General features: G+C 60.2%; 15 protein-coding genes. 7 read left to right on the plus strand and 8 right to left on the minus strand.

The features are described 5' to 3' along the window. Positions 1 to 177: 177 nt before the first annotated feature. Together VM554_10810 and VM554_10815 are read left to right on the plus strand one after the other, a co-directional pair. A complete protein-coding gene (locus VM554_10810) occupies positions 178 to 705 on the plus strand; it encodes a TlpA disulfide reductase family protein (GenBank protein HVJ08867.1) in 528 nt (175 codons plus the stop codon). A 136-nt stretch (positions 706 to 841) separates the two neighbouring features. Continuing rightward, on the plus strand, positions 842 to 1,870 hold the full coding sequence (locus VM554_10815; GenBank protein HVJ08868.1) for a DUF5715 family protein: 1,029 nt from the start codon (positions 842 to 844) through the stop codon (positions 1,868 to 1,870). 109 nt (positions 1,871 to 1,979) lie between these two features. On the opposite strand, the gene fabF is transcribed toward VM554_10815, so the two are convergent. Together fabF and VM554_10825 are read right to left on the minus strand one after the other, a co-directional pair. Further along, positions 1,980 to 3,227: a beta-ketoacyl-ACP synthase II gene (fabF, locus tag VM554_10820; GenBank protein HVJ08869.1), complete on the minus strand. Its 1,248-nt coding sequence runs from the start codon at positions 3,225 to 3,227 to the stop codon at positions 1,980 to 1,982. A 1-nt stretch (position 3,228) separates the two neighbouring features. Next, positions 3,229 to 3,474 (minus strand): acyl carrier protein, encoded by a 246-nt coding sequence (locus VM554_10825; protein ID HVJ08870.1) that lies wholly within the window; start codon positions 3,472 to 3,474, stop codon positions 3,229 to 3,231. 325 nt (positions 3,475 to 3,799) lie between these two features. Here VM554_10825 and rmuC point away from each other — a divergent pair, with 325 nt between their 5' ends. After that, positions 3,800 to 5,488, plus strand: a complete 1,689-nt coding sequence (rmuC, locus tag VM554_10830) for a DNA recombination protein RmuC (GenBank protein ID HVJ08871.1) — start codon at positions 3,800 to 3,802, stop codon at positions 5,486 to 5,488. A 54-nt stretch (positions 5,489 to 5,542) separates the two neighbouring features. Here rmuC and VM554_10835 read toward each other — a convergent pair whose 3' ends face one another. Together VM554_10835 and VM554_10840 are read right to left on the minus strand one after the other, a co-directional pair. Continuing rightward, on the minus strand, positions 5,543 to 6,121 hold the full coding sequence (locus VM554_10835) for an HIT domain-containing protein (GenBank protein ID HVJ08872.1): 579 nt from the start codon (positions 6,119 to 6,121) through the stop codon (positions 5,543 to 5,545). A gap of 85 nt (positions 6,122 to 6,206) precedes the next feature. Then, positions 6,207 to 7,214: an NADP-dependent oxidoreductase gene (locus tag VM554_10840; protein ID HVJ08873.1), complete on the minus strand. Its 1,008-nt coding sequence runs from the start codon at positions 7,212 to 7,214 to the stop codon at positions 6,207 to 6,209. Between the two features lie 453 nt (positions 7,215 to 7,667). Here VM554_10840 and VM554_10845 point away from each other — a divergent pair, with 453 nt between their 5' ends. Next, a complete protein-coding gene (locus VM554_10845) occupies positions 7,668 to 9,596 on the plus strand; it encodes a 30S ribosomal protein S1 (protein HVJ08874.1) in 1,929 nt (642 codons plus the stop codon). Positions 9,597 to 9,704: 108 nt separating this feature from the next. On the opposite strand, the gene VM554_10850 is transcribed toward VM554_10845, so the two are convergent. Both VM554_10850 and VM554_10855 read right to left on the minus strand, forming a co-directional pair. Then, positions 9,705 to 10,082, minus strand: coding sequence for a carboxypeptidase-like regulatory domain-containing protein (locus tag VM554_10850; protein ID HVJ08875.1), 378 nt, complete (start codon positions 10,080 to 10,082; stop codon positions 9,705 to 9,707). Positions 10,083 to 10,086: 4 nt separating this feature from the next. Then, positions 10,087 to 10,281, minus strand: coding sequence for a hypothetical protein (locus tag VM554_10855; GenBank protein ID HVJ08876.1), 195 nt, complete (start codon positions 10,279 to 10,281; stop codon positions 10,087 to 10,089). 144 nt (positions 10,282 to 10,425) lie between these two features. Between VM554_10855 and VM554_10860 the strand changes: the two genes are divergently transcribed. Continuing rightward, complete coding sequence (locus VM554_10860) at positions 10,426 to 11,937, plus strand: M28 family metallopeptidase (protein ID HVJ08877.1); 1,512 nt, start codon at positions 10,426 to 10,428, stop codon at positions 11,935 to 11,937. Between the two features lie 126 nt (positions 11,938 to 12,063). Beyond that, a complete protein-coding gene (locus VM554_10865) occupies positions 12,064 to 12,888 on the plus strand; it encodes a rhomboid family intramembrane serine protease (GenBank protein HVJ08878.1) in 825 nt (274 codons plus the stop codon). Positions 12,889 to 12,926: 38 nt separating this feature from the next. Here the strand turns inward: VM554_10865 and VM554_10870 are convergent, their stop codons facing one another. After that, positions 12,927 to 13,598, minus strand: a complete 672-nt coding sequence (locus tag VM554_10870; protein ID HVJ08879.1) for an O-methyltransferase — start codon at positions 13,596 to 13,598, stop codon at positions 12,927 to 12,929. 229 nt (positions 13,599 to 13,827) lie between these two features. Between VM554_10870 and VM554_10875 the strand changes: the two genes are divergently transcribed. After that, positions 13,828 to 14,487 (plus strand): hypothetical protein, encoded by a 660-nt coding sequence (locus tag VM554_10875; protein ID HVJ08880.1) that lies wholly within the window; start codon positions 13,828 to 13,830, stop codon positions 14,485 to 14,487. A gap of 95 nt (positions 14,488 to 14,582) precedes the next feature. Here VM554_10875 and aspS read toward each other — a convergent pair whose 3' ends face one another. Beyond that, positions 14,583 to 16,451 carry an aspartate--tRNA ligase gene (aspS, locus tag VM554_10880; GenBank protein ID HVJ08881.1) on the minus strand — a complete coding sequence of 623 codons (1,869 nt, stop codon included), beginning with the start codon at positions 16,449 to 16,451 and terminating at the stop codon, positions 14,583 to 14,585. Positions 16,452 to 16,453: the final 2 nt, after the last annotated feature.

The following is a 16,453-nucleotide window of genomic DNA, read 5'->3' on the forward strand; positions in this document are numbered from 1 at the left end:
CTTCGAAGAGTCTATGAACCATACAAAGCTAGGAGGCTGCTGTCTTCGTTCGTAGGATGGAGGCCGTGGTCCTCCCTTCGGATGAAGGAGATTGGGGGCGGGCGCGCATAGACTCACAACCTGGTATTCATCTGACTGCTGTCCATTTCCGTTGAGGTGATTCTTCTGATTCGAGCCGTGCGACTGTCTCTGCCGATCCTTCTCGTCCTTGCGCTTCTGCTTCCGCAGCCGGGCTTTTCCGACGGCAGGCGAGTTCACGATCTTGAGTTGCGCGACCTCGCCGGCCACATGCAGAAGCTTTCCTCTCTGCGAGGGCAGATCGTGGTTGTGAACTTCTGGGCAACGTGGTGCGGGCCCTGCCGGGAGGAGTTGCCTCTGCTGGCCAGACTGAGCCGCCAGTATGCTGATCGCAAGGTCAAGTTCCTCGCGGTCTCGATCGACGAAGGCAAGACTCGCGCGCAGGTTCAGCCATACATTGACAGGGAGCATCTTGCGCTGGAGGTGTGGCTGGGCGGCAGTAGCGAATTGCTGGAGCGGTACAACATGGGGCAGATTGTTCCGGCAACGCTGATCCTGGATGAGCAAGGCTACGCGGTTGCCCGCATTCAGGGCGAGGCGCGGGAAGAGGATCTTCGAGGCAGGCTGGACTGGCTTCTGAATGGCCGGGCAGGGGTTGCGCCAGCCGCAGTGTTGAAGCGGTATTGAGAAACGGCAAAGCTTCGCGGGACCAAACAGGAAAACCAAACGCTGAACCAAACATGGAAGAACCATAGTGGTCACTTCCCGCTTCTCCGCTCCCTCCTTAGCATAGAAACATCTGGGATTCTCCGCGGTCCCGCTCATGCGTCGTTCCGTACTGTTGCTCGCGCTAGTGTGTGCGATGTTTTCGGTAATGGCGAAGGCTGACGTTCCGCGTCACAACTCCGCTAGCTCGCGCACCCATGATGCCAGGGTGAAGTCGACGCACGTCCAGGCTTCTACACGGCGCGGCGCTGCCCGCACGCACGCTGCAAGGCGTGGGGAGGCAGGCTCTGTGCGCGCCGAAGCGCGGCATCATGCAGCCAACCATGCGGGAGCCAGCCATGCGGCAGCCAGCCATGCAGTCGCCCGTGCTACCCCTGCTCGCGCCAGCACTGTTCGCGCCAGCACTGTTCGCGCCAGCGCAGTGTGCCGGCACGGCAGACGCCGCTGCGCAGTCTCGCGAGAGGACGCCCTGGCGCCGGAGCACCGGACGCCGAAGGCAACTTTGCGCACGGTCTCGTTAAAGCATGTAAGGTTTGAGCTGCCGCCGCCGATGCTCGGTTCGCATGAGTCGCTGGTGCGGCAGAATGTGCGGGCCGACCAGGATGGCCTGACGCGCATCGAGGATGACGCCGACCTGGCAAACATGCTGCGCACGCAGCAGCTTGTGTCGTTGCCGGTCAGTGAGGATCTCAGGGTCGATCCCCGGCTCCCGGCGAACCGCCGTTATTGCCGCAAATGGACCGCGACCTTTCTCGCGGACATGGCACGTGCGCACTATGGCCGCTTTAGCTCGCCGCTGCAGGTCAACTCCGCTGTACGCACGGTGCAGTATCAGCGCCATCTGCAGAGCATCAACGGGAATGCCGCCCCCGCTGAGGGCGATATTGCCTCTCCTCACCTGACAGGTGCAACCATCGATATCGCCAAAAAGGGTTTGTCCACCTCTGAGATAGGCTGGATGCGGGCGTACCTGATACCTCTGCAATCCACCGGACGAATTGATGTAGAGGAGGAGTTCCAGCAGGCTTGCTTCCACATCACGGTCTACAAGAGCTATTTCCCGGAACCGCAACCTCGCAATGAGGCGCGGGCCGCAGGTGCAATGCTGGCAACTCACGTGCGCTAGAGCCTGTTAACATGCCCTGGCGCAAACAAGGCCGGCATCGCGCCGGCCCGCAGCAAAAAAGGCCCCCGCAATCGCGGTGGCCTTTTGAATTGGTAACTGTATCTGTTTCTTATTCCGTCCAGCGGCGGAACATGAGCGAGCCGTTGGTGCCGCCGAATCCAAAAGAATTGGAGAGTGCGACATCGAGTTTGGCCGCCTGCGGCTTCTTGGGAACGTAATTCAGGTCGCAGACGGGATCCGGATCGTCCAGATTTGCCGTAGGTGGAGCCATCTGATTCTGCAGCGCGAGGATGGTAATGCCTGCCTCAAGCCCACCTGCGCCGCCGAGCAGATGCCCGGTCATCGATTTGGTGGAGCTGACCAGCAGCTCGTGGTTGATCGCGCGCTCGCCGAAGAGCTTCTTCATGGCCGCTGTCTCCAGGGCGTCTCCAAGGGGTGTAGAGGTGGCGTGAGCATTGACGTATCCGACATCCTCGGGCGTGAGATGCGCGCTTTGGATCGCGTTTCTCATGGCGCGGTAGCAGCCCTCGCCTTCGGGAGCCATACCTGTGATGTGATACGCATCGGCGCTCATGCCGTAGCCGATGACCTCGGCGAGGATCTTGGCGCCGCGAGCCTTGGCAAACTCCAGCTCTTCGAGGATCAGGATTCCGGCGCCTTCTCCGACAACGAATCCATCTCGGTCCTTGTCGAAGGGGCGGCAGGCATGCTCCGGGTCGTCATTGCGCGTGGAGAGCGCGCGCATGGCGGCGAAACCGCCGATGCCCATAGGGGTAATGGCCGCCTCTGCACCACCGGCGATCATGGCGTCGGCATCGCCGCGTTCAATGATGCGGTAGGCGTCTCCGATGCTATGCGCGCTGCTGGTGCAGGCGGTTGCCGTAGCTTCATTGGGTCCGCAGGCGTGGTAGCGGATGCTGACCTGCCCCGCGGCGAGATTGACAATGGCAGCCGGGATGAAGAATGGGGAGATCTTGCGCGGACCGCCAGCAAGCATAGCGCTGTGTTCGCGCTCGATGATGTCGAATCCGCCGATGCCGGAGCCGATATGGACACCGACGCGCTCGCTGATCTCCGGCGTAATCTTCAGGCCGGAGCTCTCCATGGCTTCAGTCGCAGCGGCGAGGGCGAAGTGGATGAATCGCGCCATCTTGCGCGATTCCTTCTTGTCCACAAAGTTCAGTGGATCGAAGTTCTTCACCTCAGCCGCGAAGGTTACGGGGTAGCCGGTGGCGTCGAAGTGAGTGATCGGGGCCATCCCGCTCTTGCCCGCAAGAAGGTTCTTCCAGACTTCGGGCGCGGTATTTCCGACTCCGCAAAGGAGCCCGATGCCGGTGACTACGACGCGCCTTTGCAAACTACTTGCCGCCTTTCGCGTGCTTGTCGATGTACTCGACCGCGTCCTTTACGGTTTTGATCTTTTCGGCATCTTCGTCGGGAATTTCCAGATCAAAGGCCTCTTCGAACTGCATCACGAGCTCCACCACGTCGAGCGAATCGGCGCCAAGGTCTTCCTGAAAAGATGCGCTGGGGGTAACTTCGGCCTCATCTACCTGAAGCTGCTCGACGATAATCTGCTTAACCTTATCTTCCACTGCGGCCATGCGTGTCTCCTGTTATATGAAAACGGCAAAACTATCATACGGGCAGCGAGGGGTTTGCTCCACTTTTCCGCAAGCCCAATAACTTGATGCCAAGCGAGTAGCATCCCCGGAACACGCCTCGACAAGGAGGCGCTCCACCTTGGATGCACTGATTGACCCCGAAGTTCCAAGTCTACCGGGCACTTATGACGGTGTAAAGAGAGGCATCGGGAAAGGCACGTCCGCCGGCTCCGGTTTCTCCCCGGCCAGGGTGGGAAACGAGTAAAGTGGCAAAGACGGGAGGCGGGGCAATGTTGGAAGCAGGTGTCCTGTCATGATCCTAACGATGACAACTCTCAATATCGCTGTTGTGGTGGCATTTGTGGTCGGCGCGCTGCTCGCCTGGATAGTTGCCTCCGGCCGGGGGCGCAAAGACCGGGACGCAGCACTCGCGGAGATGAAGAGCGAGTGGATGGCGCAACTCGCCGTGCGCGAGTCCAATCTGCAGAGCTTGCGGGACGAGGAGTACCGGCAGCGTGCTGAGCTGGCGCAGCTTCGGGAGCAGAGCCTGCGCCTGCCGGAGCTCAAGCAGGAGCTGAGCCAGGTGCGGGAGCAGAAAGATCGTCTGGAGCAGGAGGCGGGTATCCTGCGCCAGGACCAGGCCAGGTATGAATCCACCCAGCAGCTCCAGCAACAGCAGCTTACGCGGCTGGAGCGGGAACTGGCGGAGCTCAAGCCCAGGTATGAGCAGGCTCTGGCCGAGCAGAGAACCCTGAGCGAGCAGTTGGCCGAGACGCGCACCTCTCTGGAGGCCGAGCGCAGCCAGATACCGGAAAAGGTCGCGCTGCTGCAGGGCACCAGGGAGCAGCTCTCCGATCACTTCTCGACCCTGGCCAACAACATTCTGGAAGAAAAGACCAGGCGATTCACGGAGCAGAACCAGACGAATCTGGGGCAGCTTCTGGACCCCTTAAAGGTTCAACTGGAGCAGTTCCGCGGCAGGGTGGACGAGGTCTACGTGCAGGAGAGCAAGGACCGCTCGGCGCTCTCCGCCCAGGTGCAGCATTTGATGGCGCTGAACCAGCAGCTCTCCGAGGACGCGGACAACCTGACCAAGGCGCTCAAAGGCTCCTCCAAGACCCAGGGAAACTGGGGAGAGCTGATTCTGGAACGGGTGCTGGAAGCAGGCGGCCTGCGCAAGGGCGAGGAGTACACCGTGCAGGACAGCCGCGTGCGGGAAGACGGCTCGCGAGGCCAGCCCGACGTGGTGATCAACCTGCCGGAGGAGCGGCACCTGGTGATCGACGCCAAGGTTTCGTTGACGGCTTATGAAGAGCACGTGAACGCGGACACCGACCTGGCGCGCGAGGCGGCCCTGGAGCGCCACACCGAATCGATCCGCTCGCACATCAAGGGACTCTCGAGCAAGACCTATCAGAATCTCTACGGGCTGGAGACGCTGGATTTCGTCATCATGTTCCTCCCCATCGAGCCTGCTTTCATGCTGGCGATCTCACGGGATCCGAAGCTTTGGCAGGAGGCATGGCAGAAGAACGTGCTGATGGTAAGCCCCAGCACGCTGCTGTTTGTTGTGCGCACCGTCTCCCACCTGTGGCGGCAGGAGAAGCAGAATCGCAGCGTGCAGGAGATTGTTACGCGGGGAGCGCTGCTCTATGACAAGCTGTGCGGCTTTGTCGGCGATCTGACCAAGGTAGGAGAGCGGTTAACGCAGGCGGAGTCGAGTTACGAAGAGGCATTCAAGAAGCTATCTGCCGGCACGGGAAATGTGGTCTGGCAGGCGGAGAAGCTGAAGGATCTTGGCGTGAAGCCAAGCAAGGCGCTTCCCCGGGAACTGGTGAGCATCGCAAACGGGGAACAGCGGCCGGAGGGAAGGCACGGCGAGACGCTGGCCCTGGAATCCGAATCCAGCAATGAGGAACCAGTCAACAGGGAATCGGATCCTGGGGAATCGGATCCCGGCGAGTCCTATCCGGGGGAGCAATTCTCCTTTGCCGCCGTGGACCGCGAATCGTAAGACGAGCGGAGTAGCACGAGTCGAGTCAGTCCGGGCAGATTAAGTGCGGCAGGGTCAGCGGTCTTCCGAGGCGAGAAAACCCGCGCGCATCTTCTCCCAGGTGGTGTCGAGCGTTTCCGGCAGAACGCGGGCTTCCCCGATGACCGTCATGAAGTTGGTATCCCCCTGCCAGCGTGGCAGCGCATGCAGGTGGAGGTGCCCGGCAACCCCGGCGCCCGCGGCCTTGCCCAGGTTCATGCCAAGGTTGATGCCGTGCGGGGAGTACAACCTCTCAAGAACGCGCACCGTCTGCTGCGACAGATCCATCATCTCCCGCGCCGTCTCCGGCGCCAGGGCGGCAAGCGAAGGCTCATGTTCGTAGGGAATGACCATGACATGGCCGGAGGTGTAGGGGTAGGCGTTGAGGCAGATAAAGCATCCCTGACCACGCAGCACGATATGCGCGGCGCGCTCTGCCTCCTCGGCCGGCATGCCGTGAGCCTCGGCGTAATCCGCGGCCGCGATCAGGTTGCAGAAGACGCAGTGCATGTCTCCAGGCCATGCATCGAGTTCAGGGGGCACACCCTGACGCTGTTTTTCTCCTTCAGGCTGGTTGATGTAGGAGTAGCGCCAGGGTGTCCATAGATGATCCATGTCTCCAGAGTGTAAGCCATGGGACCGTTATGGATCCGTCATGGGACCGTGCAAAGGGGTAACTGGCATGAATCCTCCTCGCGTCCTAATCCGCCAGGTGAATCACTACCTTTCCCGTGTGGCTGTCGCCCGAACGCAGCATGTCGATGAAGGCCGCGGGAGCATTCTCGATTCCTTCGACCGTGGTTTCGTGGCTCTTGACCTTGCCGCTCTTGAGCGCGGGCGCCACTTCGGCGAGGAACTTCGGTCGATCCGCGAGATGATCGGAGACGATGAAACCCTCCAGGCGAAGGCGTTTCCCGATCACCAGCATCAGGTTGCGAGGCCCGGGAACCGGGTTGTTATACCCGGCGATGGCTCCGCACATGGCGACGCGGCCGTGATTCTTGAGCGCGGAGAGCGCCGCCTCCAGTTGCGGGCCGCCCGTGTTGTCAAAGTAGACATCGATTCCCTCGGGCGCGGCTTTCTTCAGGTGATCCAACGGATCGCCATCCTTGTAGCTGAAGGCGAAATCGACGCCGAGTTCATCGCGCAGCATGGCGACTTTGGCGGCGGATCCCGCACTGGCGATGACCTTGCATCCGTGCAGTTTGGCGAACTGGCAGGCAGCAGAGCCGACGGCGCCCGCTCCAGCGGAGATAAAGACGGTCTCCGCAGGCGATAGCCGGGCCACCTTCCACAGGCCCACCCATGCGGTAAGCCCGGTAACTCCGAGAATGCCGAGGAATGTGCTGGGCGGGGCAAGCAAGGGATCGATTTGCTGCAGGCTCGTCGCCGGTGCGACAAAGGCCTCTCGCCATCCGTTCATGCTGAATACAAGCGCCCCAACGGGAAGCGGGGATTGATTGGAGGCAGTCACAATGCCCACAGCGGAGCCCTCGAGCGGTTTGCCGATGACGAAGGGCGGCACATAGGACTGGGCATCGTTCATGCGGCCTCGCATATAGGGATCGACGGAGAAGCAGAGATTCTTGACCAGAACTTCCCCGGCAGCCGGTGGATTCAGTTCCACCTGCGCCAGGGCAAAGTCTTCCAGCCGGGGCTCTCCGTTGGGACGAGCGGCCAGACGGATTTCGCGGGATGATGTTGGCATGGGTGTTACACTCCTTTCGTCGCATACAGTACCAGTTAGTTATGAAAAGTGTTAAGAACTCGTTGAATTCGCGGCATAAAGTCGATTCGTTCGTTGACGCCTCCTGGTGCGGTTGCTATAGTTAAAGATGTAGCTTCGCGTCGGGATTCACACGTGGAGCTACGACCGCCGCATCGCTCATTCCCTGCCTGCCGGATGCTCCCGATCGGAGACCGACGTAGTGCCGGGCCACTCACTCTGGCCACACTCTCCGTCTCCCTGAGATTATCCGTTCGGATCATGGGAGGAACCTGCACGGTCCCCCGGAACTTCGCGGATTCGCATAGTAAAGTACGAGCCTTTCCAGCGAAGCAATCTGCAGTCCAGCTACGGATTGTCCTTTGGAGATCCGAGGTTCACGCACTGCAGGGCGGACGCGGGATCCGTCGACGAAGAATCCCGGAGCTGGCAGTCATGGCAGACGTCCTTAATCCTGAACAAACCGAGAGCAAACCCCTGAACACCGAACTGGAAACCCCAACATTGGAAGCAGCGACGGAGATTTCTGAGCCGTCCATCGAATTAACCCACAACCCCGAAGCCTCCGCCCTCCCCGCTGAAAATCCCGTTACCGAAACGACCGCTGCCCAGCCACAGACCGTGGCCGATGCCGCCGATCACCACGACGATTCCGAGTTCAGTGGCATGGAAGATTTTGCCGCCGCGCTTGAATCCTTCGACCGTGAGCAGGCCGCCGAGGCAGCAACCCAGAATTTCGATGACAATATCGTCGCGGGAACCGTGCTCAAGCTTACGGATAAGCACGTCGTTGTCGACGTTGGACTGAAGTCCGAAGGCCTGATTCCGCTTGAGCAGGTAGTGGACCACACCGGTCAGCCAAAGCTGAAGCCAGGCGACGTCGTCGATGTGGTAATCGAGCGCGAAGAGGCTGAAGGCGGCTACCTGGTGAGCTATGAAAAGGCTCAGCGGCTGCGCGTGTGGGACACGATCGAGAAGGCTGCCAGTGAGAAGAGCGTGGTAACAGGAACGGTGCTGGGCCGCGTCAAGGGCGGACTGACCGTGGACATCGGGATCAAGGCATTCCTGCCCGGCTCGCAGCTCGAGATCCGTCCGGTACGCAACCTGGATGGTTATATCGGCCAGCAGATTGAAGTTCGCGTCATCAAGCTGAACAAGAAGCGCGGCAATGTAGTCGTCTCCCGCAAGGAGATTCTGGAAGAAGAGCAGAACGCCCGCCGCTCCACCACACTGGAGCATCTGGAAGAGGGAACGGTTCTGACCGGTACGGTGAAGAACCTGACCGATTACGGCGCGTTTGTGGATATGGGCGGAATCGACGGCTTGCTGCACATTACGGATATGTCCTGGGGCCGCCTGACCCATCCTCGGGACCTGGTGAACGTCGGCGACGAGATCCAGGTGAAGGTGCTCAAATTCGACAAAGACAAGCAGCGCGTATCCCTCGGATTCAAGCAGTTGACGCCCGATCCGTGGCTGGATGCCGTGGAGCGCTATCCGATCGGCGCACATGTTCGCGGCCGCGTGCTGAGCGTTACCGATTACGGCTCTTTCGTCGAGCTGGAGCAGGGCATTGAAGGGCTGGTTCACGTCTCGGAGATGACCTGGTCCAAGAGGATGAAGCACCCCTCGAAGCTGGTGAAGCCCGGCGACGAAGTGGAGACGGTTGTCCTCAGCGTCAACCCGAATGACCGGCGGATCTCGCTGGGCATGAAGCAGTTGCTGGAGAATCCCTGGGAGCATCTGGCGGAGCGTTACCCTACCGGGCAGATCGTGGAAGGCCGGGTTCGCAACCTGACCGACTTCGGTGCATTCATCGAGATTGAAGACGGTATTGACGGACTGGTTCACGTGAGCAATCTGAGCTGGACCAAGCGCGTCAAGCATCCTTCTGAGGTTCTGAAGAAGGGCGAGAAGGTCCGCGCCGTAGTTCTTGGCGTGGAGCCCGAGAATCGCCGCCTTTCGCTCGGTGTGAAGCAGTTGCAGCCCGATGTGTGGGAGACCTTCTTTGAGCAGCATCGCGTAGGCGATGTGGTCAAGGGCAAGGTTCTGCGCACCGCACAGTTTGGCGCGTTCGTCGAGATCGCGGAAGGCATCGAAGGCTTATGCCACGTGTCCGAGGCTACCGACAGCCACGGTACACCGGTGAAGCTCGAAGCCGGCCAGGAGTTCGACTTCAAGATCATCAAGATGAATGCCGAGGAGAAGAAGGTTGGCCTGAGCCTGCGCGCCGTGGGCGAAGAAGCCAGCCGTGCCGATGTGGAAGCATACAAGCAGCCTTCCACCTCATCCTCCAGCTCCTCCAGCTCAACCACGACGCTGGGCGATCTGATGAACTGGAAGCGCAGCGAGCACGAGAACTAAGCGAGAACCATGCTGTAGCAAAACAGGCCGCCCGGCAAGGGCGGCCTGTTTTGTGTTGTCATGGAAAGAGTGTTGTCCTCTCAGGACCTCAGAGGATCTTCGAGAGAGCTATTTGCTTAGCTTCAGGTTGATTGTGTACAGCGTTTTCTGGTCGAAGGAGCTCACGGTCCGCGTCGGGCTCTTCTTGCCGCCCTGTTCAGCCCAAATCTCATAGTCGACGGCGAGAGACAATTGGCCAAAGCGGTAGCTGCCATCCGAGGTGCTGATGAAGCTCTTCACGCCAAGGGTCTTCACATCTTTCAGGTACACGACTGCACCTGATACTGGCTCCTCGCTTGCGCCAAAAACCTTTCCCTGGATGACTCTCTGCTGCTCTGCACTGCTGAACGACGGCAGCAACGCGATGCCTAGCCCAACCAGCACGACCGCAATGTAAGCAAGAGTCCTGTATGCACTTCGGGAACCCGACCGCTTCGACTCCTCCATTTATTTATTCCTCTTCCTCGTCCGGGAACTCTTCGTCCTCGTCCTCAAGACCATCGTCATCGACGCGCGCTAACTCCAGCGGCTCCGTCGCGACAATCTCATATTCCGTTCCACATTCATCGCACACGATGACGTCGCCTTCTTCTGCTTCTTCCGCATCGAAGTCCAGCACCGTATCGCACTCAGAACAAATCGCCATGAACCCCTCCATCTATTTGGAGTAATTAAGATGATGATGACACACCACGCGGGTGCGACTTCGCTAGTTTTAGAGTGAAGTTCGCGCCGCGTCAAGCGATGGAAGCGGGAATATTCGTGAATTCACCTCTTTGGAGAATAGTTGATGAAGAAATCTCGTGTTGGATTCAGGATTCCTCATGTCTCTATATCCCACTATTGGAACCCGCGGCCCGGTATTTGGTTGTTGCCGCTGGCAGCGCTTCTGGTAACCTCTCCCGCGTATCTGCATGCAGATCCACCCTCCCGGGACCTGGACGCAGCGGGCCACCCGGTTGCGATTGCGCCCGTCGATCCGGCCATCCGGCAGGCTTTGTCGCAGGTTTCCGCCCTGGAGATTCGACGCACGATCGAGAAACTGGTGAGCTTCGGGAACCGGAATACCCTCTCCAGCATGGAGACGGGGCTGCCTGCAAATACGGGAGCAGCGGCGGCGGCAGACTGGCTGGAGGGGGAGCTCCAGCGTTTCTCCGCCCAATGCGGGAATTGCCTTGAGGTAAAGCGCGACACTTTTACGGAGACTCCGCAGTCGCGAATCCCCAGGCCTACGGTCATCACCAATATTTACGCGATCTTACGCGGCACGGATCCCGCACGGACAAAAGAGATTTACCTGGTTTCAGGCCATTATGACTCTCGCAACACGGACACGCTGGACACAAGGAAGGCGGCTCCGGGAGCGAACGACGACGCCAGCGGGACAGCGGTAAGCCTGGAGTGCGCACGAGTCCTGAGCCGGTTGAAGTTCCCCGCCACCGTGGTCTTTGCTGTCGTGGATGGCGAGGAGCAGGGCTTGAACGGCAGCCGTCACCTGGCAAAGCTGGCCAAGGCTGAGGGCTGGCAGATCCGGGGCGTGCTGAACAATGACATCGTGGGGGGAGACACCACGCCGGGCAGCACGCAGCAGCAGAAATCCCTGGTGCGGGTCTTCTCGGAAGGCGTTCCGGTGACCACGACTCCAGAGCAACTGAAGGGCATCCAGACGCTGGGCAGCGAGAACGATTCGCCCTCCCGCGAGCTGGCGCGGGCAACGGTGGAGGTGGCGCGGAGCTACTTTCGAGTTGTCAACCAAAGCGGCGACATCGCCTACCGCTCCACTTCGTTCCGTCCGGTGATGGAGTATCGGCGGGACCGCTTTCTGCGCGGTGGCGACCACACTTCGTTCAACCAGGAGGGCTATGCCGCGGTGCGCCTTACCGAGTGGCGCGAGAACTTCGACCATCAACACCAGGACGTCCGCACGGAGAATGGCGTGGAGTATGGCGATCTGGCCAGGTTTGTCGATTACGACTACGTTGCCAATGTGACGCGGCTGAACGCGGCCACGCTGGCAACGCTGGCCAGTGCTCCTGCTCCGCCGGACGAGGTGAAGATCTCGACGAAGAATCTCGACAACAATTCAACGTTGAGCTGGAAGCCGGGGCCGGGCATGGCTGCGAAAAGCTATGAGATTGTGTGGAGGGAGACCTCCGAGGCGGAGTGGCAGCGCGCAGCGGCAAGCAATGGGGCGACGACGATCACCCTTCCGGTCTCCAAAGACAATGTGATCTTTGGCGTGCGCGCGGTGGATGCGGCGGGGCATCGCAGCCTGGCCGTCCTGCCGACGCCGGAGCGCTAAGAGCTTTGATGCAGGTGCGGCGAGCGCGCGAGGCGGCTTTTCCGTCCAGCAGATGCTGCACTGGTTACGCTGCACTTGGCTACTCCTGCCACAATTGCTCTAAACTGCAGGGAGAGAGCATCCCTTATGCCACGTACCGCCGGTATCATGACCTTCCCTGAGTTCCGCGGCTTTACCCGCAAGCTCATTCTGTGGAACCTCGGAGTCTTTTTCTTTCTGCTCGTGCTGGGACTCGTTGCCCGCGGTGCTGCGGCAACCATCGTCGGCTACACTGCGCTGGTTCCGGCAATGGTGGCTCACGGCGCCATCTGGCAACTGGTCACGTACAGCTTTCTGCATCAGGGTCTGCTTAACACTGCGCTGGAGATGCTGTCGCTGTGGTTCCTGGGCAGTTTTCTGGAGCAGTTCCACGGCTCGCGGTGGATGGGTGAGCTGTACTTCATCTCCGTGATCGGCTCGGGGGTTACGGCGGTCGCGCTCTCTTTTGCGCTGGCTCCGTCGATGGGGTTTGCGGGCGTCGCCATCATGGGTTCCTTCGGCGGACTCTTCGGCCTGCTGATCGCCTTCGGCGTGCTGCATGGGGATATGGAGTTCATGCTCTTCCCGCTGCCGGTGCAGATCAAGGCAAAGTACCTGGTAACGGTGTATCTGCTGATTGCCTTTGCCAGCTTTTTTCTGAGCGACCGGATCTACGCGCTGGCGCAACTTGGCGGCGCGCTCTGCGGATTCCTCTATGTGAAGACAGCGCCGCGGCGCGGCATCTTCTCCGGCGCAAGCGACCGCTACTTTGACCTGCGGAACAGCTACTACAAATGGAAGCGGCGGCGCGCGGCCCGCAAGTTCGAGGTCTACATGCGCAAGCAGAACCGCGAGGTTCACTTTGACCAGGAGGGCCGCTACATCGATCCGGACCGGAACCAGAATCCAAAAGATAAGCGGTGGATGAATTAGGGCCTGCCCCCAGGCCTATTCCACGGCCTAATCGAGTCCTAATCGCTCGTGACCAGTCCGATGGCGAGTCCGTCGTATCCATGGCTGCCTACGGTCTGGAGGATCGTCGCACTCACCCGCGGCTCGGCGGAAAGCAGTTCGATGAATCTGCGAATTCCCTTGACGTTGCTGTCCTCGCAGGATGCGTCGGCAATTCGTCCTTCCTGCACAGCATTGTCGGCCACAATCAGGCTGCCTTTGCGGGCAAGCTTCATCGCCCACTCAAAGTAACCTGGGTAGTTTCCTTTGTCCGCGTCGATGAAGATCAGGTCAAAGGGGCCGAGTCGTTCCGCAGCGAGGAGCGGCAGCGTCTTCAGCGCAGCCCCTACGCGCACCTCGACGCGATCGGCCAGGCCAGCGCGCGCCATATTGGCGCGGGCAACCGCAGCATGCTTCGGCTCGAACTCCAGCGTGATCAGCCGGCCATCGGCAGGTAGTCCCCGCGCCATCCAGATGGTGCTGTAACCGGCCAGCGTGCCAATCTCCAGAATGGAGCGTGCCTTGTTCATCCTTACCAGCAAATTGAGAAGCTTGCCGTGGTTGGGCGAAATCTGGATCGCAGGCATTCCCGCAGCATCGGAGGCCGCAATCACAGCGTCCAGCACCTCGTCCTTCTTCACCACCTGGTCCGCGATGTAGTGCTCGACTGCCGTCCACTGCTCTTGATTCATAGTTGCCTTTCTGGATGCAGACGACCGATTTTACTATCGAAGCTTCAGCCAAATCACCTCGTAAACCACAGTCCTCCCCGGCGCTCCGCCTGACAACAGGCCCTGAAACCATGTATCTTCAAAGAAGCGAAAGCTCTTTTCTTTTGAAGCCAGGCCTGCGGGCGGATTCGTCTGCTGCCTGGGATGAGGTAATCAAGACAGCGTGTTTTCTATCCAACGATTCTTCCGCATGCATCGCTCGCCTTCCGCGGCACTGATATCCTGCGCACTGCTCGGCGCCGCGCTCCTGGCCTCTCCCCATCGTGTTGCAGCACAGATTACCCTTGCGCCTCTGGCAGCAACGGGAGCCGATTATCAGAATCGCTGGGATATCTTTGGCGGTTTCTCCTATTCGTACTTCTCGACAACCATCGGTCACGGTCATAAGACCAATCTCTATGGCGGCGGCGCAGAGGGAACCGTGTGGCTCTCGCCGGTAGTCGGCGCCACGGCCGCAGTTCGCGAAGTATCGGGGCACCTCCCGGTCGATCCCAATATATTTGGCGTTACCAATCCCCGCATGTCGGAGACGCTCTTCCTCTTCGGCCCGGAAGTACGGCTGTACCGCGCGGAGCGCGCAGCGGTATCCGCGCATTGGCTGGTCGGCGGCACCTACGGCGTCTTCGATTCGGACCTGAAGGGCATCTCCCCCAATACGCTGGGCCTGTACAACAACCAACTGGCCTTTGCCATGGCGGCAGGCGCCGCCTGGGACTACAACCTGTCTCCGCGTTTCTCGGTTCGTGCCATCACCGACTTTCAGCCGACGTACTTTGGCAGCAGCGTCCAGAAGGAGTTCGGCGGCCAGGTGGGCCTGGTTTACAAGATCGGATCTCTGAAGAAGAAGTAAGGCTCGAGTCCGCAGCCTAGAAGGATCAGCAGAAGAACGCAGCAAAAAGCCCAGCCACGATGGCTGGGCTTTTGTGTGTTCCGGCTATGCTGCCTTTAGCCCTTGAGGACGGGGCGGATGTGCAGTTCTCTGAGTTGCTGGTCGCTGACCGGAGCCGGGGCATTGACCATGAGGTCGATGGCCTTGGCGGTCTTGGGGAAGGCGATGACCTCGCGCAGGCTCTGCTCCCCAGCCAGGATCATCACAATGCGGTCGAGGCCAAGCGCGATGCCGCCATGCGGTGGCGCACCATACTCCATTGCCTCCAGGAAGTAGCCGAAGCGCTTGCGGGCTTCTTCCTCCGTCATTCCCAGGGCGCGGAAGATCTGCGCCTGCACGTCCTGGCGGTGGATACGGATCGATCCCGAGCCGAGCTCGGTGCCATTCAGCACAATGTCATACGCCAGCGCGCGCACAGCGCCTGGATCCGAGGTCAGGCGGCCAGCCTTCAAATCGTCTTCATGCGGAGAGGTGAAGGGATGATGGGCGGCAACCCACGTCTTCGTCTCTTCGTCCCACTCGAAGAACGGGAAATCCGTAACCCAGAGGAATTTGTAATCCTCGGCAGTTCCGCGCTTTTCAAATGCCTTGTGGCGATCGGCGAACTTCTGTGCCAGCGCCAGCCTCACCTGCCCGGCCATCTCGTAGATGGTTCGCTCGCGCCCGGTAAGCACGGAGGCGGATACGCCATTCACCACAGGACGCTCGCTCGCTTTGCCGTTGCCAAACTCGGACTTGCTATCCGCAACGACCATCACGATCAGATCCTGCTCCGCTGCACCGCTCAGTTCGCGGATGGTCTTGACCATCTCTGGAAATGATTTTTCCAGGCGCTTGAAGTCGTCCATCACCTTGAGGCCGTTTGGCGCAAGCTTGGCGGGATAGACCAGGCGAAGATCGTCGCGCTCCTTGCGGGAGAGCTCGCCAACGCTGGGAATGCGAACCGCTACGATGGGCTGTCCGGGTGTGATTGCCAGCGTCTCCAGTTGCTGCGGCGTAAAGGCCGCGCTCACTTCGGTCATGGCGGGCAGGCGCAGGTCTGGCTTGTCGATGCCGTAGAGGCGCAGCGCCTCATCGAACGTCATGCGCGGAAAGGGCGCGGAGAGCGGCTCCCCTGCAACACCGAAGGCGGCTTTGAGGAAGCCTTCTACCACGGCGAAGATCATCTCCTGCTGGGGAAAGGACATCTCCAGGTCGATTTGCGTGAACTCCGGCTGGCGGTCGGCGCGAAGGTCTTCATCGCGGAAGCAGCGGGCAATTTGAAAGTAGCGATCGAAGCCGGAGATCATCAGAATCTGCTTGAAGAGCTGCGGCGACTGCGGCAGTGCATAGAAGCTGCCCGGATGGACGCGGCTGGGAACGAGATAATCGCGGGCGCCCTCTGGCGTGGAGCCCATCAGGATTGGTGTTTCCACCTCGTAGAAGCCCTCTCCCGAGAGATATTGCCGGATGGCCAGCGCAACCTTATGGCGCAGCGCGAAGTTTTTGAGCATCGCCGGGCGGCGCAGATCAAGATATCGGTACTTGAGGCGCACCTCCTCGTTGGTAATCGCATCTTCCGCGGGGGAGAACGGCGGCACCTTGGAGTCGTTGAGCACCAGCAACTGGTCGGTTACGATCTCGATTTCGCCCGTGTCCATCTTGGGATTGATGACATCGGCGCCGCGAAGTCGAACCTTGCCGACGACGGCCACAACGTACTCCGGGCGGATCTGCTCGGCTTTCGCGTGCCCTTCGGGGCTCAGATCCCGGTCGAGGACAATCTGCGTGATTCCGGTGCGGTCGCGCAGATCAAGAAAGATGAGGTTGCCATGATCGCGGCGGCGGTTGACCCATCCCATCAAAACGACGGAGCTGCCGGCATCTGCCGCGCGCAGTTCTCCGCAAGTGTGCGTGCGCTGAAGTGTGCCTAGAAAATCGAGCAATC

It is taken from the genome of Acidisarcina sp., from assembly GCA_035539175.1.
GTDB lineage: Bacteria > Acidobacteriota > Terriglobia > Terriglobales > Acidobacteriaceae > JANXZS01.

Bases quoted from the DNA above. Each gene is read 5' to 3' on its own strand.
- VM554_10865 (HVJ08878.1), top strand. From the start codon at position 12,064: ATGCCACGTACCGCCGGTATCATGACCTTCCCTGAGTTCCGCGGCTTT.
- VM554_10825 (HVJ08870.1), bottom strand. From the start codon at position 3,474: ATGGCCGCAGTGGAAGATAAGGTTAAGCAGATTATCGTCGAGCAGCTT.
- VM554_10845 (HVJ08874.1), top strand. From the start codon at position 7,668: ATGGCAGACGTCCTTAATCCTGAACAAACCGAGAGCAAACCCCTGAAC.
- VM554_10855 (HVJ08876.1), bottom strand. From the start codon at position 10,281: ATGGCGATTTGTTCTGAGTGCGATACGGTGCTGGACTTCGATGCGGAA.
- VM554_10850 (HVJ08875.1), bottom strand. From the start codon at position 10,082: ATGGAGGAGTCGAAGCGGTCGGGTTCCCGAAGTGCATACAGGACTCTT.
- VM554_10815 (HVJ08868.1), top strand. From the start codon at position 842: ATGCGTCGTTCCGTACTGTTGCTCGCGCTAGTGTGTGCGATGTTTTCG.
- VM554_10840 (HVJ08873.1), bottom strand. From the start codon at position 7,214: ATGCCAACATCATCCCGCGAAATCCGTCTGGCCGCTCGTCCCAACGGA.
- VM554_10860 (HVJ08877.1), top strand. From the start codon at position 10,426: ATGAAGAAATCTCGTGTTGGATTCAGGATTCCTCATGTCTCTATATCC.
- VM554_10870 (HVJ08879.1), bottom strand. From the start codon at position 13,598: ATGAATCAAGAGCAGTGGACGGCAGTCGAGCACTACATCGCGGACCAG.
- VM554_10875 (HVJ08880.1), top strand. From the start codon at position 13,828: ATGCATCGCTCGCCTTCCGCGGCACTGATATCCTGCGCACTGCTCGGC.
- rmuC (HVJ08871.1), top strand. From the start codon at position 3,800: ATGACAACTCTCAATATCGCTGTTGTGGTGGCATTTGTGGTCGGCGCG.
- VM554_10835 (HVJ08872.1), bottom strand. From the start codon at position 6,121: ATGGATCATCTATGGACACCCTGGCGCTACTCCTACATCAACCAGCCT.